Origin of the sequence: Proluteimonas luteida, assembly GCF_021191695.1 — a bacterium.
Lineage (GTDB): Bacteria > Pseudomonadota > Gammaproteobacteria > Xanthomonadales > Xanthomonadaceae > Luteimonas > Luteimonas luteida.
Genome location: NZ_JAIWPT010000007.1, coordinates 1 through 19,895, shown reverse-complemented (window position 1 = coordinate 19,895; position 19,895 = coordinate 1). Strand labels below are relative to the sequence as shown.

The 19,895-nt window shown below is 70.4% G+C and carries 13 protein-coding genes and 1 pseudogene; 9 read left to right on the top strand and 5 right to left on the bottom strand.

The genetic code is table 11. The features are described 5' to 3' along the window. Window positions 1-16: 16 nt before the first annotated feature. Together LDO26_RS07610 and LDO26_RS07605 are read left to right on the top strand one after the other, a co-directional pair. A complete protein-coding gene (locus LDO26_RS07610; protein WP_232130487.1) occupies window positions 17-715 on the top strand; it encodes a DUF502 domain-containing protein in 699 nt (232 codons plus the stop codon). A 10-nt stretch (window positions 716-725) separates the two neighbouring features. Next, a pseudogene (locus tag LDO26_RS07605) lies at window positions 726-2,591 on the top strand (DUF885 domain-containing protein); the annotation flags it as partial. 150 nt (window positions 2,592-2,741) lie between these two features. Here LDO26_RS07605 and LDO26_RS07600 read toward each other — a convergent pair. After that, window positions 2,742-4,139, bottom strand: a complete 1,398-nt coding sequence (locus tag LDO26_RS07600) for a DEAD/DEAH box helicase (RefSeq protein ID WP_232130485.1) — start codon at window positions 4,137-4,139, stop codon at window positions 2,742-2,744. Between the two features lie 430 nt (window positions 4,140-4,569). On the opposite strand from LDO26_RS07600, the gene LDO26_RS07595 reads away from it, so the two are divergent. The 3 genes from LDO26_RS07595 (at window position 4,570) to LDO26_RS07585 (ending at window position 9,968) form a co-directional block, all read left to right on the top strand. Further along, window positions 4,570-6,255: a FecR domain-containing protein gene (locus LDO26_RS07595; RefSeq protein ID WP_232130484.1), complete on the top strand. Its 1,686-nt coding sequence runs from the start codon at window positions 4,570-4,572 to the stop codon at window positions 6,253-6,255. After that, window positions 6,252-7,952, top strand: coding sequence for a diguanylate cyclase (locus tag LDO26_RS07590; RefSeq protein WP_232130483.1), 1,701 nt, complete (start codon window positions 6,252-6,254; stop codon window positions 7,950-7,952). The genes LDO26_RS07595 and LDO26_RS07590 overlap by 4 nt, the downstream gene beginning before the upstream one ends. A gap of 168 nt (window positions 7,953-8,120) precedes the next feature. Beyond that, window positions 8,121-9,968: a monovalent cation:proton antiporter-2 (CPA2) family protein gene (locus LDO26_RS07585; protein WP_232130482.1), complete on the top strand. Its 1,848-nt coding sequence runs from the start codon at window positions 8,121-8,123 to the stop codon at window positions 9,966-9,968. 76 nt (window positions 9,969-10,044) lie between these two features. Here the strand turns inward: LDO26_RS07585 and LDO26_RS07580 are convergent, their stop codons facing one another. The 4 genes from LDO26_RS07580 to LDO26_RS07565 form a co-directional block, all read right to left on the bottom strand. Then, window positions 10,045-11,478 carry an NAD-dependent succinate-semialdehyde dehydrogenase gene (locus LDO26_RS07580; RefSeq protein WP_255682090.1) on the bottom strand — a complete coding sequence of 478 codons (1,434 nt, stop codon included), beginning with the start codon at window positions 11,476-11,478 and terminating at the stop codon, window positions 10,045-10,047. A gap of 159 nt (window positions 11,479-11,637) precedes the next feature. Continuing rightward, on the bottom strand, window positions 11,638-12,780 hold the full coding sequence (locus tag LDO26_RS07575) for an acyl-CoA dehydrogenase family protein (RefSeq protein WP_232130480.1): 1,143 nt from the start codon (window positions 12,778-12,780) through the stop codon (window positions 11,638-11,640). Window positions 12,781-12,847: 67 nt separating this feature from the next. Then, window positions 12,848-14,995, bottom strand: coding sequence for a 3-hydroxyacyl-CoA dehydrogenase NAD-binding domain-containing protein (locus LDO26_RS07570; protein ID WP_232130479.1), 2,148 nt, complete (start codon window positions 14,993-14,995; stop codon window positions 12,848-12,850). Further along, complete coding sequence (locus LDO26_RS07565; protein ID WP_232130478.1) at window positions 14,992-16,095, bottom strand: acyl-CoA dehydrogenase family protein; 1,104 nt, start codon at window positions 16,093-16,095, stop codon at window positions 14,992-14,994. The genes LDO26_RS07570 and LDO26_RS07565 overlap by 4 nt, the downstream gene beginning before the upstream one ends. A 358-nt stretch (window positions 16,096-16,453) precedes the next feature. On the opposite strand from LDO26_RS07565, the gene LDO26_RS18225 reads away from it, so the two are divergent. The 4 genes from LDO26_RS18225 to LDO26_RS07545 all read left to right on the top strand — a co-directional run. Beyond that, window positions 16,454-17,620 carry an acyl-CoA dehydrogenase family protein gene (locus tag LDO26_RS18225; protein ID WP_232130477.1) on the top strand — a complete coding sequence of 389 codons (1,167 nt, stop codon included), beginning with the start codon at window positions 16,454-16,456 and terminating at the stop codon, window positions 17,618-17,620. Continuing rightward, window positions 17,617-18,540, top strand: coding sequence for an acyl-CoA dehydrogenase family protein (locus LDO26_RS07555; RefSeq protein WP_232130476.1), 924 nt, complete (start codon window positions 17,617-17,619; stop codon window positions 18,538-18,540). Before LDO26_RS18225 ends, LDO26_RS07555 begins: the two co-directional genes overlap by 4 nt. Then, entirely contained in the window at window positions 18,537-19,667 is a 1,131-nt protein-coding gene (locus LDO26_RS07550; protein ID WP_232130475.1) for an acyl-CoA dehydrogenase family protein, read from the top strand. Before LDO26_RS07555 ends, LDO26_RS07550 begins: the two co-directional genes overlap by 4 nt. A gap of 84 nt (window positions 19,668-19,751) precedes the next feature. After that, window positions 19,752-19,895, top strand: a 144-nt coding sequence (locus tag LDO26_RS07545) for a leucine zipper domain-containing protein (RefSeq protein WP_232130160.1), incomplete at its 3' end; no start/stop codon positions are given.

Genomic DNA, 19,895 nt, shown 5'->3' with positions numbered 1-19,895 from the left:
CATCCCTGCCATTCCCATGACCACACATTCGCTGGGCGGTCGCCTGCAACGCCTGTTCCTGACCGGCCTGCTGACGCTGCTGCCGATCTGGCTGACCTGGATCGTCATCAAGTTCGTGTTCGTGCTGCTGTCGAACATCAGCACGCCGTGGGTCGGCCCGGCCGCGCACCAGATCGCGGCATGGTTCCCGTCGCTGGGCTGGATCAACGTGCAATCGGTGCAGGCGACGATCGCGATGGTCGCGACCATCGTGCTGATCCTGGCCGTCGGCTGGCTGGCGCGGCGCGTGGTCGGCCAGCGCATGCTGGGCTGGGTCGAGGCGCTGGTGCAGCGCATCCCGCTGGCCAACATCATCTATTCCAGCGCGCGCAAGCTGCTCGACATCCTGCAGACCAAGCCCGACGGCACCCAGCGCGTGGTGCTGATCGACTTCCCGCACAGCCAGATGAAGTCGGTCGGCTTCGTGACCCGGGTGATCCGCGAACGCGATACCGGCCGCGAGCTGGCCGCGGTCTACGTGCCGACCACGCCCAACCCGACCTCCGGCTACCTGGAGATCGTGCCGGTGGAGAAGATCACCCCGACCGACTGGACCGTCGACCAGGCGATGAGCTTCATCATCTCCGGCGGCGCAGTCGCGCCGGACACGATCCCGTTCGACCCGCCGAAGCCACCGGAGCCCGACGCCCCCGGCCCCGCGGCCACCGGCGCGTGACCTTCGGCCCTTGCCGCCCGCCCCCGCGCCTGTCCAGCATCGACGCCATTCGCCCCAGGAGCTCCGCATGACCCGTCCGCTCGTCGTCGCCATCGCCCTCGCCCTGTCGGGTGCGGGCCTCACCGCCTGCAGCCGCGACGCGGCCCCGGCCGCCGCGCCGGTCGCCGAAACCGCGCCCGAGGACGCCGCCGCTAAGGCCGGGCGCCTGACCGCGCTGTACGCGGAGTTCTGGGAGGAAACCCTGCAGCGCAACCCGGTGCTGGCGACGTTCCAGGGCGACATGCGCTACAACGACCAGCTGCCGGATTTCGGCAGCGCCGAATACCGCGCGCAGACCCGCGAATTCAACGAGCGCTGGCTCAAGCAGGTCGAGGCGATCGGCGAGGCGGGCCTGGAAGGCCAGGACCTGCTGAGCTACCGCATCTTCGTCGAGGAGCGCCGCACCGCGCTCGAGGCCGAGCGCTTCCCGTCATGGATGCTGCCGGTCAACCAGATGGGCAGCGTCGTCACCTACGCGGTGATGCTGGGCTCGGGCCAGACCGCGCAGCCGTTCGAGACCGTGCAGGACTACGACAACTGGCTCAAGCGCGGCGCGCGCCTGCCGGTGCTGATCGACACCGACATCGCCAACATGCGTGCCGGCATCGAGGCCAACGTGGTGCAGCCGCGCGTGGTGATGGAAAAGGTGCTGCCGCAGCTCGACGCGGTGCTGGCCGACAAACCCGAGGACAGCCCGTTCTGGGGGCCGGTCAAGCAGTTCCCCGACGCCATCCCCGAGGCCGAGCGCGAACGCCTGGCCGCCGCCTTCCGCAGCCTGATCAGCGAGCAGATCAATCCCGCGATCCAGCGCCAGCGCGACTTCATCGCCAACGACTATCTGCCGCACACGCGCGACAGCGTCGGCATCGACGCCCTGCCCGACGGCATGGCCTGGTATGCGTTCTCGGCGAAGCAGCAGACCACGACGACGCTGCCGCCGGAGGAGATCCACCAAATCGGCCTCGACGAGGTGGCGCGCATCCACGAGGAAATCCGCGGGGTCATGGCCGAGGTCGGCTTCAATGGCTCGCTGCAGGATTTCTTCAGGTTCATGCAGACCGACAGGCGCTTCGAGTTCCGCTCGGAGAGCGCGTTGCTCGCGCATTACCGGGCGCTGGAAGCCAAGGTCGAGACGCGCATACCCGAGCTGTTCTCGCTGACCCCGAAGGCCGGCTTCGAGATCCGCCCGATCGAGGCGTTCCGCGCCGAATCGGCCGCGGGCGGTGAATACATGACCCCGAGCGAGGACGGCAGCCGCCCGGGCATCTTCTACGTCAACACCTTCGACCTGCCCACGCGCAAGACCTGGGACGCCGAGGACCTGTTCCTGCACGAGGCGATTCCCGGCCATCATTTCCAGCTGGCGCTGCAGCAGGAACTGACCGACCTGCCGGCGTTCCGCCGCTTCGGCGGCGAGACCGCCTTCATCGAGGGCTGGGGCCTGTATGCCGAGGGCCTGGGCAAGGACCTGGGCCTGTACACCGATCCCTACAGCTACTTCGGCCGCCTGCAGGGCGAGCTGTGGCGCGCGGTGCGGCTGGTCGTCGACACCGGCCTGCACAGCAAGGGCTGGACCCGCCAGCAGGTGCTCGACTACATGTTCGAGAACTCCTCGGTCAGCGAGCCCGACGCGGTCGCCGAGGCCGAGCGCTACATCGCCTGGCCGGGCCAGGCGCTGGCGTACAAGATCGGCGAGCTGAAGATCAAGGAACTGCGCGCGAAATCCGAAGCCGCGCTCGGCGAGCGCTTCGACATCCGTGAGTTCCATGCCGAGGTACTGAAGGACGGCTCGGTGCCGCTGGCGGTACTTGAAGCGAAGATCGATGCGTGGATCGCCGCGGTGCAGGCACGGCCGGAAGCGGATGCGCCCGACGATGCGCAGGCGCCGGCAGTGGAGGCGGAAGCAGCGGCCGGCTGAGCGCTTTTCTTGCCCCATGAAAAAGGGCCGGCGAATGCCGGCCCCTTTCGTTGACGCGGGCGCCGTTGATCAGGCGCGCGTGTCGCGGCGTGCGCCCTGCGGCTTGCCGGCACCGCCGCGGTGCTGCTTCGGGCCGGCATGCGCGCGTGCGCCGCGGTCGGCCGGCTTGCCGTGGCCGCGGTTGCCCGGCATGCGCGGGGCGCGATCGCCGCCGGGCTTCTGCTCGCCCATGCGCGCGCCCGGACGGCCGCCGCCCGGCTGGCGGCGCTGTCCGCCACCGCCGTTCTTCGGGATCGGCGTATCCAGGCGCACCGGACGGCTCGGCTCGAAGCCCGCGACCGTGTCCATCGCGATGTCGGCCTTGAGCATGCGCTGGATCTGCCGCAGCAGGCCGCCCTCTTCCGGCGACACCAGCGACAGCGCCTCGCCCGACGCCCCGTTGCGGCCGGTGCGGCCGATGCGGTGCACGTAGTCCTCGGCGACCATCGGCAGGTCGTGGTTGATGACCAGCGGCAGGTTGGGGATGTCGAGGCCGCGCGCGGCGACGTCGGTGGCGACCAGGATCCGCGCCTTGCCGCTCTTGAACAGGTTCAGCGCCTTCTGCCGCTGGGCCTGGCTCTTGTTGCCGTGGATCGCGACCGACGGCAGGCCCGACTCGGCCAGCTGCTCGGCCAGCCGGTTGCAGCCGTGCTTGGTCTTGCCGAACACCAGCACCTGGTCGGTGTGGCGCCTGGACAGCAGCTCGACCAGCAGGTCGCGCTTGCGGGCGTTGTCGACGGCGTGCGCGCGATGCACGATGGTCTCGGCGATGGTGTTGTTGGCCGCCACCTGGACCTGCTTGGGGTCGTGCATGAACTCCAGCGCCAGCGCGCGGATCTGGGCCTCGAACGTGGCCGAGAACAGCAGCGTCTGGCGCTGCTTGGGCACGCGCGCGAGGATGCGCTTGATCGACGGCAGGAAGCCCATGTCGAGCATGCGGTCGGCCTCGTCGAGCACCAGCACCTCGACCGCGTCGAGCTTGGCGTGGCCCGACTCCATGTGGTCGAGCAGGCGGCCCGGGCAGGCGACGAGGATGTCGACGCCGCGGCGCAGGTTGTCGATCTGCGGCTGCATGCCGGCGCCGCCGAAGATCGTGGTGACGTTCAGGCGCAGGTACTTGCCGTAGGCCTTGAGGTTGTCGGACACCTGCACCGCGAGTTCGCGGGTCGGCACCAGGATCAGCGCGCGCGGCTTGCGCGGGCCCTTGGGTGGGGTTTCCTTCGACAGCCGCTGCAGCAGCGGCAGGCCGAACGCGGCGGTCTTGCCGGTGCCGGTCTGGGCGCCGCCCAGCAGGTCGTGGCCGGCCAGCGCGAACGGGATCGCCTCGACTTGGATCGGGGTGGGTGTGGTGTAGCCGGTTTCGGCCAGCGCGCGCAGCAGCGCGGGCGACAGTCCGAGGGTCTCGAAGGACTGGGTTTCAAGCGTCATCTGTGGAACTCCTTGCGCTTCCGCGCGACACCGCCGGCTTGCCCGCGCGAACGCGACGGACCCGGCAGGGATCGTGGGAAGTCTTGCCCGGAGCTATCCAGAACCGCGCGGCGGGCAAGGGTTTGACGGCTGCCGGATGCTCCGGGCCGTGTCTGCGCGACGAAAGACGTGCGGAATAAGTCCGCGCGGGTCGAAGACCGACCAATGCGGAAGGCGTACCAGGATCGTATCCGTCGGCGCGGATCGCGTCGGACGGGGCAGCCGTGTTGCAGAACGGGACGGAGTCTACGCTACGCCGGCCTCCGGCTCCAGTCCCGCGCGGCGCGGCGACAGCGCGCAGACAGCCATTCCCTCCCCGCGCTGCGGCCGGCCGCGCTCGACCAGCCCGTACAATCGCCGCTCCAGCGACGGGGGCAAGGGATTGAACGAGTTGCGCGAATACAGGGAATCGTCCCCGGACTGCGGCGACGCCGCCCCACCTGCGCGTCCGCGTTCGCGGCGGCCGGGCTGGTGCGCTTGCGGCCTGCTGGCGGCGCTGCTGCTCGCCTGCGGCAGCGTGTCGGCACAGGACTGGCACTACCGCGTCCGCCCCGGCGACACGATCTGGGATCTGGCCCGGACCCACCTGCGCCCGCAGGTGCCGTGGCAGGACCTGCAGGCGCACAACGCGGTCGACGACCCTGCGCGGCTGGTTCCCGGCTCGCAGTTGCGGATCCCGGTCCGCTGGCTGCGCCAGCAGCCGGCGCCGGCCACGGTGGTCGCGGTCGCCGGCGAAGCCACCGCGGCGCTGGATGCCGCCGCCCGGCCGGTGCAGGCCGGCATGCGTCTGGCGGCTGGCACGGTGCTGCATACCGCCGCCGATGCCAGCCTGACCCTGGAGTTCGCCGACGGCTCGCAGCTGCAGCTGTATGGCGACAGCGAACTGCATCTCGACCGGCTCAGCGCCTACGGCCGCACCGGCATGGTGGATACGCGGCTGCGCCTGCCGCGCGGGCGCGTGGGCAACAGCGTGCAACGCAGCCGCGGGCCCGCCTCGCGCTTCATCGTCGATACTCCCGGGCTGATGTCGAGCGTGCGCGGCACCCGCTTCCGGGTGGGTAGCGACGGGCGCCTGACCCGCTCGGAAGTGCTCGAGGGCCGGGTCGATGTCAGCGGCGCCGGCCGCCAGGTTCCGTTGCGCGCGGGGCACGGCGTCGCCGGGGATGCCGACGGCCGACCCGGCGACCCGCGCCCCCTGTTGCCGGCACCCGATGTGTCGGCGTGGCCGGACCTGGTCGAACGCATGCCCGCGACGGTCGGCTGGCCCGCGGTGGCGGGCGCCACCGGCTACCGGGTCCAGGTCAGCGACAGCCCGGCGTTCCTGACCCTGCTGCAGGACACGGCGACCGAGGCACCCGAGGTGCGGCTGTCGTTCCATGGCGAGGGCGCGCTGTACGCGCGGGTGCGTGCGATCGACCCGCAGGGCATCGAGGGTGCCGACGCGGAACGCCCGCTGCAGGTGGCGGCGCAACCCGCGCCGCCGTTCGCGGTCGCGCCCACGCAGGATGCCGGCGTACCGGGTCCCCGTCCGCGCTTCCGCTGGACCGCCGCGGAAACCCCGCAGACCTACCGTCTGCAGGTCGCGGCCGGCGACGACTTCGCCACCCCGCTCGTCGACCTGAGCGGCCTGCGCCGCGCGGAGGCGCGCAGCGACGCCGCGCTGGCGCCGGGCGGTTACTACTGGCGCGTGGGTGCGTCCGACGACCGCGGCCGCGACGGCCCCTGGGGCGATCCGGTGGCGTTCACCGTGTCCGCCCCCGCCCAGCCGCCCGACATCGCCAGCGACGGACCCGACGGCGCGCTACAGGTGCGCTGGCAGGCCGGCGAGGAGGACACCCGCTACCGTTTCCAGCTGTCGCGGCGCGCCGATTTCGCCACGCCGACGATCGACCGCATCGTCGACGACAACCGGATCGCTCTGCCGGAAGTGCGCTCGGGTACCTGGTACCTGCGGGTGCAGCCGCTGCACGGCGACGGCCACGTCGACGACTTCGGACCGACCCAGACCATCGAACTCGGCTGCCGGTCGTGCAAGATCCTGGCCGGCGCCGCCGCGCTGCTGCTGCTCGCCCTGTGACGAGGCTCGCGGCCCGGTTCCGCATTCCGCCCGAACGCCTGCTGGCCGGGGTGACCGGCGTGGCCGTGCTGGTGCTGCTGACCGCCATCGGCGCGACCTGGCGTGCCGACATGTGGCTCTACGACCGCCTGCAGGCGGGTGCCCGCCCGGCGGTCGACGATCGCATCGTGCAGGTCGTCGTCGACGATCGCAGCCTGGCCGCGCTCGGCCGCTGGCCCTGGCCACGCAGCACCCACACCCGGCTGCTCGAACGCCTGCAGGCGGCGCCGCCGCGCGGCGTCGCGCTCGACGTACTGTTCGCCGAGCCCGACGCCGACCCGGATATCGACCGCGCACTGGCCGCGGCCATCGCGCGCAACGGACGCGTGGTGCTGCCGGTGATGGTCGATGGCGGCCTGGGCGGCGCGTTGCCGACCGAACTGATGCCGCTGCCGGCGCTGATCGACGCATCGGCGGCACTGGCGCACGTGGAGATCGATCTCGACCGCGACGGCGTCGCCCGCCGCGCGGCACTGCACGCCGGGCTGGGGTCGGCGCACTGGCCGGCACTGGCGCTGGCGCTGCGCGACCTCGACCCGGCCGCGCGGGCCGCGGTGCCACCATGGGCGCGACGTGCCGAAACCGCCAAGACCGGTCCGCTCTCCCCGTACCAGTGGGTCCGCGACGACCGCATCCTGATGCCGTTCGCGCCGCCCGCCGCTTTCCACGCGGTGTCGTATGTCGACGTGCTCGACGGCAGCGTGCCCGCATCGCTGCTGCGCGGCCGCTGGCTGATCGTCGGCGCCGATGCCAGCGGCCTCGGCACCCGCGTGACCACGCCGGCAGCGGACGACGGCATCGGCCAGAGCGCACTCGGCTACCACGCCAACCTGCTCAACACCCTGCTGCAGGACGGCGCGATCCTGCCGATGCCGGCCTGGCAGCAGATGCTCGCGGGCGCGGCGCTGGTACTGCTGCCGGTCGCGCTGGCGCGCCCGCGTCGACGTGCCGGGACGGTCTGGTCGCTGATGGGGATCTCCGCGGCACTGACGCTGCTCGCCTGCGTGCTGCTGTGGCTGGCGCGGATCTGGTTCCCGCCGGGCGCCACGCTGCTGACGCTGCTGGCCGGCGCCGCGATCCTGATGGCGTCGCGACTGCGCAAATCGCAGCGCCAGGCCAGTTCCGACGGACTCACCGGACTGGCCAACCGCTTCCTGTTCGACGCCACGCTGGCGCGCGAGATGGCCTCGGCACGTCGCAGCCAGCGGCCACTGTCGCTGCTGCTGATCGATGTCGATCACTTCAAGCACTACAACGACAGCCGCGGGCACCAGGCCGGCGACGAAGTGCTGCGCCGGATCGCGGCGTCGCTGCTGCAGTGGGCACGCCGGCCCCGCGACCTCGCCGCACGCTACGGGGGCGACGAGCTGGTGCTGATCCTGCCCGAGACCTCGGCGCACGCCGCCGCATCGATCGCCGCTTCGCTGCTCGACGCCGTGCGTGGAATGGCGATCGCGCACCCGCGGTCGGCAACCGCGCCACACGTCACCCTGAGCATCGGCGCGGCCACCTTCGACCCGGTGCTGGAACGCCGCGAGATCGACCTGCTCAAGCGCGCCGACGCCGCGCTCTACCAGGCCAAGTCCGCGGGGCGCGACCGGAGCCACGACGCCTCCCTTCCCCAGGTTCCGCCACCGGCGCCGCCCGCGCCGGATTGAGGGGCGGTGCGGCCGGGGCGCCCGGCCCCGTGCCACGACCCGCCCGCACGCCGGCGGCGCCGGGTGCCGGGCACGGACGCGCACCCTCGGGCCGCGCCCGCGAAAGGCATTGCGGTCGCCGGCGGTTCGTGCTGCCGTGACGGTCCGCCCCGTGCAGGAGACAGCCCGATGGCCAGTGACACCGTGGTCGCCACCGAACAACTGGTCCGCGTCGTCGCCCTGCTCGGCGCGGCGGTCGTCGCGGTACCGATCTTCCGCAGGCTTGGACTCGGGTCGGTTCTGGGCTACCTCGCCGCCGGCCTGCTGATCGGACCGTTCGGGTTCGGCTGGTTCTCCCATCCGCAGTCGATCCTGCATGTCGCCGAGCTGGGCGTGGTGATGTTCCTGTTCGTCATCGGCCTGGAAATGCGTCCCTCGCACCTGTGGAGCCTGCGCCGCCAGATCTTCGGCCTCGGCGCGCTGCAGATCGGTGTCGCGATCACCGCGCTGACCCTGCTCGGCCGGCTGGCGGGCTTCGCCTGGCCGGTGGCGTTCGTCGGCGCCGCCGGTTTCGTGATGACCTCGACCGCGGTGGTCATGCAACTGCTGGCCGAGCGCGGCGAGATCGCGTTGCCGCACGGGCAGAAGATCGTCTCGGTGCTGCTGTTCGAAGACCTGCTGATCGTGCCGTTGCTGGCGCTGATCGCGTTCCTCGCACCGGCGCCGGAAGCGGCCGCGGACGCCCCGTCGCGCTGGATCTCGGTCGGCATCGGCGTCGCGTCGCTGGCGGGCCTGGTCGTCGCCGGCATCTACCTGCTCAACCCGATGTTCCGCATCCTCGCCGCGGCGAAGGCGCGCGAGGTCATGACCGCAGCGGCCCTGCTGGTCGTGCTCGGCGCGGCACTGCTGATGCAGCTCGGCGGACTGTCGATGGCGATGGGCGCGTTCCTGGCCGGCGTGCTGCTGTCGGAGTCTTCGTTCCGCCACCAGATCGAGGCTGACGTCGAACCGTTCCGCGGCATCCTGCTCGGGCTGTTCTTCCTCGGCGTCGGCATGGCGCTGGACCTGGCGGTAGTCGCGGCGAACTGGCCGCTGATCGTCGGCGCCGTGCTCGCGGCGATGGCGACCAAGGCACTGTGCATCTACGTCGTCGCGCGCCTGACCCGCAGCGACCGCGCCGAGGCGCTGGAACGCGCGGTGCTGATGGCGCAGGGCGGCGAGTTCGCGTTCGTGCTGTTCTCCACCGCGGCGGCGACCGGCCTGATCGACGCTGAGGTCAACGCCAACCTCACCGCGATCGTCGTGCTGTCGATGGCGCTGACGCCGCTGGTCGTCCTGGCAACGCGGCGTTTCACCATCAAGGGCACGCAGGCGCGGCCGGGCGATGTCGAAGCCGTCGACGGCCAGAGTGGCAGCGTGCTGATCATCGGCTTCGGCCGCTTCGGCCAGGTCATGAGCCAGTCGCTGCTGGCACGCGACATCGACGTGACGATCATCGACACCGACATCGAGATGATCCAGAGCGCGGCCGAGTTCGGCTTCAAGGTCTACTACGGCGACGGCACCCGGCTCGACGTGCTGCATGCATCCGGCGCCCGCACGGCGCGCGCCATTGCCGTCTGCGTCGACGACCGCGCCGCGACCGACCGCATCGTCGAGCTGGCCGCACACGAATTTCCGCAAGCCAGGCTGCTGGCGCGCTCGTTCGACCGCGAGCACGCGCTGCAACTGGTCAATGCCGGCGTCGATTTCCAGATCCGCGAGACCTTCGAGTCGGCGGTACTGTTCGGCGCCGCGGTGCTGCGCGAACTCGGCGTGCCGGAAGACGAGACCGATGCGATCGCCGTCCAGGTCCGCCGACTCGATGCCGAGCGCTTCGAACTGGAAACCGTCAGCAACGACACCCGTGCCGGCATCCCGCTGCTGCTGAAGAACACCGACGCGCCGGGCCCGAAGCCGACGCCGCTGACCCGCCCGCGGCGTGAAAGCAGGTCGTTGAACACGCCGCCGGCCCACGACCCACCGTCGCCCGGATAGCGGCATCGATCCTGGTCGGCGTAACCGCACCGCCCTGCGGACCGGCGAACGTGACACCCGCCAAAAGCTCAGGCGGTCAGATCCCGAGGCCGCCCAGGCACAGATACTTGGTTTCCAGATAATCCTCGATCCCGTATTTCGACCCCTCCCGCCCGAGACCCGAAGCCTTCATCCCACCAAACGGCGCCACTTCGGTGGAGATCAGGCCCTCGTTGATGCCGACGATGCCGTACTCCAGACGTTCGGCCACGCGCATCACCCGGCCGACATCGCGGCTGTAGAAGTACGCGGCCAGCCCGAACGGGGTATCGTTGGCCATCGCGATGGCCTCGTCCTCGGCGTGGAAGCGGAACAGCGGCGCGACCGGGCCAAAGGTCTCCTCTGCGAAGATCCGCGCCTCACGCGGCACGTCCACGAGCACCGTGGGCGTGAAGAAATTGCCGCCGCGCGCGTGGCGCGTACCGCCGACCAGCACCCTGGCGCCCCGCGCCACCGCGTCGTCCACGTGTGCCTGTGCCTTGCGTACCGCCGCGTCGTCGATCAGCGGCCCGATCGTGACGCCCGGCTGGAATCCGTCCCCGACCTGCAGCGCCTCGACAGCGGCCGTGAGCCTGGCGACGAAGACGTCGTATACGCTGTCCTGCACCAGGAAGCGGTTGGTGCACACGCAGGTCTGGCCGGCGTTGCGGAACTTGGAGGCGACAGCGCCCTGGACGGCCGCATCGAGGTCGGCGTCCTCGAACACGATGAACGGTGCGTTGCCGCCCAGCTCCATGCCGGTCTTCTTGATCGTCGGCGCACATTGCGCCAGCAGCTGCGCGCCGACCTCGGTGCTGCCGGTGAACGAGAGCTTGCGCACGTCGGGACTGGACGTCATCTCCGCGCCGATCAACGCTCCGGGCCCGGTGATGACATTGCACACGCCAGGCGGCAGTCCCGCCTCGTCCGCCAGCGCCGCCAGCGCCAGCGCCGAGAACGGGGTCTGACTGGCTGGCCTGATCACCCCGGTGCAGCCGGCCGCCCAGCCAGCGCCCGCTTTGCGGGTGATCATCGCGGCGGGAAAGTTCCACGGCGTGATGGCGGCGAATACGCCGATCGGTTCCTTCTGCACGATCAACCGGCGGCCCGGCAGATGCTGCGGAATGGTGTCGCCGTAGATACGCTTGCCCTCCTCCGCGAACCATTCGATGAAGCCGGCCGCATAGGCGATCTCGCCCCGGCTTTCGGCCAACGGCTTGCCCTGCTCGGCGGTCATGATCCGCGCCAGGTCTTCCTGGTGCCGGAGCATGAGGTCGAACAGCTTGCGCAGCATGCCCGCGCGTTGCCCGGCGGTCAGTGCGCGCCAGGCCGGCAGCGCGCGCCTGGCCGCGGCGATGGCGCGTGCGGCGTCCGCCGCGCCAAGCGAGGGCACGCGTCCCAGCAACTTGCCGGTCGACGGATTGTCCACCTCGATCGCTGGTCCCTCGCCCAGCTCGATCCAGTGGCCGTCGATCAGGTTGGCCTCGCGCAACAGCGATGGTTTGCCCAGCGTGGACAGGAAAGATGCGTCAGCCATGGGGCGCCTCGGATGGATCGGGACGGGAACGGGATGCGCGGCAACCGGCCCGGTGACGCAGTGGCATGCCGTCCCCTGTGGCGCTCCGTGCGCACGATGCGCGGCGCGAAGGCGTCATGCGAGCAAATCCTGCAGCGTGCGCGCGATGACCATGCGCTGCACGTCGCTGGTACCCTCGTAGATCTGGCACACGCGCACGTCGCGATAGATGCGCTCGACCGGGAACTCGGTGACATAGCCGTAGCCGCCGTGTACCTGCAGCGCATCGGAGCAGACGCGTTCGGCCATCTCGGAGGCGAACAACTTCGCCATCGAAGCCTCGCGCAGGCATGGCCGTCCGGCATCGCGCAGCGACGCGGCGTGCAGGACCATCTGTCGCGCCACTTCGATCCTCGTCGCCATGTCGGCCAGCCGGAATGCGACCGCCTGGTGCTCGATGATCGGTTTGCCGAAGGTGCGCCGCTCGCCCGCATAGCCCACCGCCGCCGCCAGTGCGGCGCGGGCCATGCCTACCGACTGCGCGGCAATGCCGATGCGCCCGCCTTCCAGGTTCGACAAGGCGATCCGGTAGCCCTCGCCTTCCTCGCCGAGCAGATGCCCGTCATCGACCACGCAACCGTCGAATTGCACGAGCGCGGTGTCGGAAGCGCTCTGCCCCATCTTCGCCTCGATCCGTGCGACCTGATAGCCGGGCGTGTCGGTCGGGACGATGAAGGCGCTGATGCCCTTCTTTCCCGCCGCCGGTTCGGTCACGCAGAACACGATGGCGACCTGCGCGCTCCTGCCTGAGGTGATGAACTGCTTCGCGCCGTCGATCCGCCAGCCGCCCGCCACGCGCTGCGCACGGCAGCGGATCGCGGCGGCGTCCGAGCCGGCCTGCGGTTCGGTCAGGCAGAACGCGCCCAGTTGCTCGCCGCGCGCCATCGGCCGCAGGAAACGCGCCTTCTGGGCCTTGCTGCCGAACTTCAGCACCGGCATGCAGCCGACCGAATTGTGCACGCTCATGATGGTGGAGGTGGCGCCGTCGCCGGCCGCGATTTCCTCCAGCGCCAGCGCATAACCGACGTGATCGACACCGGCACCGTCCCATTCGGGCGGCACCAGCATGCCGAGCAGCCCAAGCTCGCCCATCTGCCGGATGGCATCCGCCGGAAAGGCATGGTCGCGCGCCCACCGCGCGGCATTGGGCGCCAGCACTTCGCGCGCGAAGTCGCGCGCCATGTCGCGCACCAGCGTCTGTTCCTCGGTCAGGATCACGGCTCGGCACCCAGGAGCGTGGGCGGGCTTTCGCCGCATGACCGGGGCAGGTTCAGCATCGCCGGACTCATGGGTGGAAACGGAAACCGCCCGCAGCCGCGGCCACCAGCTTCTCCGGCGGCGTGAAGCGGGCACCCAGCGTACCTGCCATTACCTGCAGGCGCGCAACGAAACGATCGGCGCCGATGTCGTCGATCGCCGCGGCCGGCCCGCCGAGGTGACTCGGGAATGCCCAGCCAAGGTGCGCGCCGAGATCGATCTCGCCCGGATCCGTCGCCACGCCTTCGGCCCAGCAGCGCGCGGCCTCGAGCAACTGCGCATACAGCAATCGTTCGCCGATGGCGGCCTCGTCGGGCGGCCCGGCTTCGGCAAGCGGCGCCGCGACTCCCTCAATGAATGCCGTATCGAGATGCTTCGATGCACCCCGCGGATAGGCATGGAACCCTGCCCCCTTCTTGCGGCCGAAACGCTGCGCGGCCACCAGCGCATCGATGACCGCATTGACGCGTGCGTGCCGGTCGTCGGCCCAGTCGCCCTGCTCCCGGCTGCGGAAGAAATGCGCGATGTGCTGCAGCACGTCCAGGCCGATTTCATCGCAGAGTGCCAGCGGGCCGACCGGCATGCCCAGGGCAACGCCAGCCTGTTCAATGCGGGCAGGATCGACGCCATCGGCCAGCAGGCGGGTGCCCTCGCGACAGTAGGCATCGACGCAGCGCGTGGTGTAGAAGCCGTAGCCGTCCCCGACGACGATTGGCGTCTTGCGGATCTGGCGCACGTAGTCGAGCGAACGCGCGAGGGTTTCGTCGGACGTCTGCCTGCCGACGATCACCTCGACCAGCGCCATCCGCGGCACCGGCGAGAAGAAGTGCAGGCCGATGAAGCTGGCCGGCCGCACGCTGGCTCCGGCCAGCTCGTCGATGGGCAATGCCGAGGTATTGGTGGCGAGGATCGCGCCGTCGCCAAGCACCGCCTCGGTTCCGGCGATGACATCGGCCTTGACGCGCTCGTCTTCGGCCACTGCCTCGATCACCAGATCGCAGTCGGCAAGCGCCTGATACCCGCCTCCGGCCGAAATACGCCCCAACGCGGCGTCCCTCACCGCAGCGGACAGCCGTCCCCTGCCCACATCGGCCTGCCACGACGCCGCGATGCCTTCGCGGCTGGCCATGGCGAGCTCCAGGTTGCGGTCCACCAGCACCACGTCGATGCCGGCCAGCGCAGACACCTGCGCGATGCCGGCACCCATGAAGCCCGCGCCGAGCACGCCCAGCTTCCGCACCTTGCTGCGCGGCACCTGCGCCGGCCGCCGCGCCAGCCGGTCGGCCGCCTGGCGGGCGAAGAACAGGGTGCGGATCATGTTCTGTGCGACGCGGCCGCGCAGCAGCGGCATGAAGCCATCCAGTTCCACCGCGAGCGCGGCGTCGATCGGCAGCTGGCTGCCACGCACAATCGCCTCCAGAATCGCCGGCGGCGCCGGCTGGTTGCCGTGCGTCCTGGCGAGAATCTTCGTCCGCTGCTCCCGCAATGCCTGTGCATTGGCCGGTTCGCCGGCATCGCCCCCGGGCGCCTGGAATCCCGGGCGATCCCAGCGTGCGACCGGGTTGACCCGGCCTCCGGCCAGCGCGGCGCGGGCGGCATCGAGCAATTGCGAGGCCGGCACCACCTCGTCGACGAATCCCAGCGACTTCGCGGCCTGCGCATCGACCGGACGTCCTTCGACCAGCAGCGGCAGCGCCGCCGCGATGCCGATCAGGCGCGGCAGTCGCTGCGTGCCTCCCGCACCGGGCAGCAGGCCCAGCGTGACTTCGGGCAAGCCGAAACGCGCGGACGGATCGTCGGTGGCGATGCGATGGTGCGTGGCGAGCAGGAGCTCCAGCCCGCCGCCGAGCGCCGTGCCGGTGGCCGCACCGACGACCGGTTTGCCGGCGGTCTCGATCCGGCGGAACAGGTCGCCGTAGGCGCGGATGCGTCGACGCGCCTCGTCCTCGCCGACTTCGGGCGAGGCGAGCGGCGCCATCTGCGCCAGATCCGCACCGGCGATGAAACCGGGCTTGCCGCTGGTGACGACGATGCCGCGGACCGCATCGTCCGCGATGGCCGCCTCGAAGGCTTGCCGCAGCCCCAGCGCGAGCTCCGGCGTCAGCACGTTCATGCTGCGTCCCGGCATGTCGATGGCGAGGACGGCGATGCCTTCCGCGACGGTCGTCGTGATCATGCATTGCCCCGGCAAGCAGCCGGTCCGGCGCTGGCGTCGGCGATGCGCACATTCGCCGCTTCCAGGCCACCCGCGATCGCGATCAGGAGCCTTGCGCGCTTGAGCAGTATGTGCGGAAGCGCTTCTTCGCTGAAACCGATGCCGCCATGGATCTGGATGTTGGCCGCCGTGTTGCGCAACGCAGCCGTGCCGGCGACAAGCAGCGCACAGTCCACCTGCAGTGCGGCGTCTTCGCGGTCCTCGTCGATCGCGACCGATGCGAAGCCGACCTGATCGCGCGCATTGCGGGCCGCGATCGCCATGTTCGCGCAGTGATGCTTGACCGCCTGGAAGCCGCCAATGGGGCGCCCGAACTGCCGGCGTTCGCCCGCGTAGGCCACGCCCGTGTCGAGCGCAGTGACCGCGATACCGGCCAGGACCGCAGCGTCGATCAGGCGCAGCCTGCGCACCCCCTTCGCATCGAATTCCGCGATGGACGACTGCAGCGCGGCGCCTTCGTGAAGGTTCTCGTACCAGAGCGTGGCATCGATCGTCCCCATGGTCCCGGAATTCCGATGCAACGCGGCACCGTCGCCATCGCGCAGCAGGACCGCATCCGCCTTGTCGCCGCCGATGGAAACGATGCGCGCACCATTCCGGTAGGCGGCCGCGGCACGCCACGTACGACCGGAAACAGGCGACTCGCCGATGTCTTTCGCATGCGTCGCGCCGATGGTGGCAATGACGGAAGAACACGCGAGGCGGCGCCCCAGTTCCATGACGATCAATGCTTCTTCGGCGGCACCGAGTCCGCTGCCGCCCGCCTCCTCGTCCAGACAGGCCGTGAAGAGGCCGACGTCCTCCAGTTGCTGCCAGACGCGCTCGCTCTCCGAATGGGAGGCATGCAGCCTGTCCAGCGGAAGCAGGGCCTTGATCGAGTCATTGAAGGTATCCGCCAGCGCCCGCTGCTCGAGGCTTGGGTGGTACCGAAGTTCAAGGCTCATGGAGATTCCGGGATGATCCGTCATCGCGCCATCTTCCCTGCCGCTGCGGCAACTGCAATGGACCGGATACCGGATGACGCCATGCGCAAAGATTGCGTCGTCGCGGGTCAAGGTCATCGACTGCCCCGACATCGGCATCGTAGGCGTGACGCTCGATCCCGGCATTCCCTGCCCGCGGCGTCGCTTCGCCTGTTCGACGGATCCGCCGGTTCTGCATCTGCGGAACGACGTCTCCACCGCCGACGACACACGCAGGCCGAGGCGACACGCCCGGACCACGCAAGGACCCTGCCTCCCCAGTGACGTCAGACGCAAACATTGCGTCGCAACGCATCAAGGCGCGCCCGCCTCCGATCTTCGATGCTAGGTACAGGGGACCGGGGCGTATCGAGCCCGGGCCGGCACCTCGCTCGCCTGGAGGAACCGGCCGCATCGGCGCAGCGTCGCCCCACCCGATACGAGGAGAACCGGCAACGTGGAGTTTGGATGGTCGACGCACGAGCAGGCGCATCGCGCACGGGTCCGGCAGGTGCTCGAGCAGTTGCTGCCTCCCGACTGGGAGCGGATTTCCGTGCACGGCCCGGGCAGCGACCGGCAGACCGCCTACTCGCGCGAGTTCTGCCCGGCGCTCGACAGCGAAGGCCTGCTGGTGCCGCACTGGCCGCGTGCCTTCGGCGGAGACGATGCGGACGTCTGGCAGCAGTTCATCCTCGGCGAGGAGATGTGGGCCGCCGGCGAACCGCGCGGACCGCAATACATGAACGTCAACTGGATCGGCCCGGTGCTGATGCGCTTCGGTACGCCCGCGCAGCAGCAGGCCTACCTGCCACCGATCCGCGAAGGCCGCGCCATCTGGTGCCAGGGCTTTTCCGAACCATCCGCCGGCTCGGATCTGGCCGCGCTGCGCACGCGCGCGGTTCCCGTCGAAGGCGGTTATCGCGTCAGCGGCGCCAAGGTCTGGACTTCATACGCCGGTCACGCCGACACGTGCTTCCTGCTCGCGCGCGTGCCCGCCGCCGAGGGCGGCGCGGAAGGCAAGGCCGGCATCGTGATCCTGCTGGCGGACATGCGCTCGCCAGGCATTCAGGTCAAGCAGATCCCGGCGCTGATCGGCGAAGGCGACATCCACGAGATGTTCTTCGACGACGTGTTCGTACCCGCGGACCATCGCCTGGGCGAGGAAGGCCAGGCCTGGGACATCATCAACTACGCGCTGCAGAACGAACGCGTGGGCATCGCCCGCTACGAGTTCTCGCGGCGCATGCTCGACCGCGGCGTCGCGCGACTGAAGGCACTGGGCCGCTGGATCGACCCGGGCGTGCGGGAAAAGGCCGGGCATGCACTGATGCTGTGCGAAGCGGCGCGATTGCTGGTGTACCGGATCGTCGACGGCAAGGCACGGGGCCTGCCCGCGGATGCCTATGGGGCGATCGCGCGCTGGGCGGTGGTACTGGCCGACAACGGCGTCAACGACTTCCTGACCGAGGTCCTGCCCGAAGGCCTGCTGGGCGAGGATCCGGTGCAGCAGGCGCACCACCAGCGCGCCATTGCCGCAGGTGTCGCCTCGGGTGCGGCGGAAATCCAGCTCAACCTGATCGCGCGACGCTGGCTGGAGCTGCCTTCGGAGCGCGCAAGGCCATGAACTTCGGACTGACCGACGACCAGGCGAGCGTCGTCAACGAAGTCGAGCGCATGCTCGCGGGCCTGCCCCTGCACGCGCACACCCAGCCGGTCGTCGCCCCTTACAGCAACACCCTGGACGCGGCCCTGGCCGAATCCGGCTTCCTCGACATCGCACGCGAGGACGGCTTCGGCACACTCGATGCGGCGCTGCTGACCGAACGCGTCGCCCGCTCGCAGCACATCGTCGAAGTGGCCGCCTCCGCGCTCGTCGCGCCCGCCATCGCCATCCCGGCGGGCGTGCGTCCGGTCGCACTCGTGAGGGAGCACCCCACGGCTCCCGCACGCTTCCTGCCGAAGGCCGGCGTGCTCGTCGCCGATCTCGGCGACCATGCGCTCGTCATCGACATCGACCCCGCGCGGGTACAGCCGGTCGACAGCCTGTTCGCGTATCCGTACGGAAAGCTCGATTCGCTGCATGGGCTGCAGGTCCGCGAGATCGCGGACGTCGCCACCTTGCGCCGGCGCTGGCGTATCGCCATCGCCGCCGAGGCCGCAGGCTGCATGGCCGGCGCACTCGCCCTGGTGGTCGATCACGTCAAGGCGCGCCACGCCTTCGGGCGCCCCCTCGGCGCGTTCCAGGCCATCCAGCACCGCCTGGCGATGGCGGCCGAAACCGTGGAATCGTGCCGTTGGCTGGCCTTGCGCGCGGCGTGGACCGACCGCGACAGCGACGCCGCGCAGGCGGCCGGTTTCGCGCAGGGCCGGATCGCCCGGATCAGCTACGACCTGCACCAGTTCACCGGCGCGATGGGCCTGACCCTGGAGTATCCGCTCCATCTCTGGACCTACCGGCTGCGGGCGCTCGCCGGTGAACTGGGCGGTGCCGGCGCGCAGGCCCGCGCCGCTGCCGCTGCCGCCTGGCCGGACGACGCCGCATGACCGACGACGACACCACATTCCGCCGGCGTGCACGCGCCTGGCTCGAAGCCAACGTGCCCACCCGACCAGCGCCCCGCGACGGCCCCGCCGCCCGGGACTTCGTGCTCGCCTGGCAGAAGGCGCAGGCCAGAGACGGCTGGGCCGGCCTGTCCTGGCCCACCGAAGCCGGTGGTCAGGGCCTGTCCGTCAGCGAACAGATCGTCTGGTTCGAGGAATGCGCGCGCGCGCGCGCGCCGTCGCCGCTGGGTCCGTCGTTCGTCGGCCTCAACCACGCCGGCCCCACCCTCATCGCCTGCGGCTCGCCTGAACAGAAATCCTTCCACCTGCCGAAGATCCTCGGCGGCGAGGTGATCTGGTGCCAGGGCTTCTCCGAGCCCGGCGCAGGATCCGACCTGGGCAACGTGCGCACGCGCGGCAGGATCGAGGGCGAGGAACTGGTCATCGACGGCCAGAAGCTGTGGTCCAGCTACGCCGACATCGCCGACTGGCAGGAGATGCTGGTGCGCACCGATCCGGTGGCGAAGAACTCCGCGGCGCTGTCGTGGATCATCGTGCCGATGGATGCACCGGGCATCACCGTGCGGCCGATCCGCACGATGGCCGGCACCCGGAGCTTCTGCGAGGTGTTCTACGACGCGGTCCGCGTGCCGTTGTCCAGCGTCGTCGGCGGATTCAACAATGGCTGGGCCACGGCCATGTCCACGCTCGGCTTCGAACGCGGCACCGCGACGCTGGCGCTGTTGATCGACACGGTAGCGAAGGTCGCCGGCCTGCTGGCCGACTGCCCCTCCAGCCGGCCGGTGATGCGCGCCACGCTGGCGACGCTGCGCGCCGAAGGCCAGGCACTGCTGTCGACCACGTACCGCTTCGCGCTGGACTCCGAGCACAGCGTGCCCGATGCCAGCGGCTCGATGGTCCGGCTCGGCTTCGCCGAATTCGCCCAGCGCGTGGCCGCCGCGGCCGTCGACCTGTACGGGATCGATGCGCCCGAGGTCGTCGGCGACCACGGCTGGGGTCATGAGTACCTGCATGCGTTCTCGGAAACCATCGCCGGCGGCACCGCCGAGATCCAGCGCAACATCATCGCCGAGCGCGTGCTGGGCCTGCCGAAGGAGCCGCGCGCCTAGATGTGATCTCTCAGTAGGTTGTTCATCCGGGGCATCTCTGGAAGATGGGGGTTACGAAGCCAACCCAGCCCCCAGGAGCCCCGGATGAACCTGCATAAACATGCCCGTTTGAGCCCTCGCGGTCGAGCCCTGCTCGTGGATCGCATCCTTGCTCATGGTCTGCGGGTGGAAGAAGCGGCGCATGCGGCCGGCGTCAGTGTCCGCACGGCCTACAAGTGGCTCAAGCGG

Coding starts and splice junctions, on each gene's coding strand:
- LDO26_RS07550 (WP_232130475.1), top strand. CDS start 18,537: ATGACCGACGACGACACCACATTCCGCCGGCGTGCACGCGCCTGGCTC.
- LDO26_RS07555 (WP_232130476.1), top strand. CDS start 17,617: ATGAACTTCGGACTGACCGACGACCAGGCGAGCGTCGTCAACGAAGTC.
- LDO26_RS07610 (WP_232130487.1), top strand. CDS start 17: ATGACCACACATTCGCTGGGCGGTCGCCTGCAACGCCTGTTCCTGACC.
- LDO26_RS07565 (WP_232130478.1), bottom strand. CDS start 16,095: ATGACCTTGACCCGCGACGACGCAATCTTTGCGCATGGCGTCATCCGG.
- LDO26_RS07585 (WP_232130482.1), top strand. CDS start 8,121: ATGGCCAGTGACACCGTGGTCGCCACCGAACAACTGGTCCGCGTCGTC.
- LDO26_RS07600 (WP_232130485.1), bottom strand. CDS start 4,139: ATGACGCTTGAAACCCAGTCCTTCGAGACCCTCGGACTGTCGCCCGCG.
- LDO26_RS07570 (WP_232130479.1), bottom strand. CDS start 14,995: ATGATCACGACGACCGTCGCGGAAGGCATCGCCGTCCTCGCCATCGAC.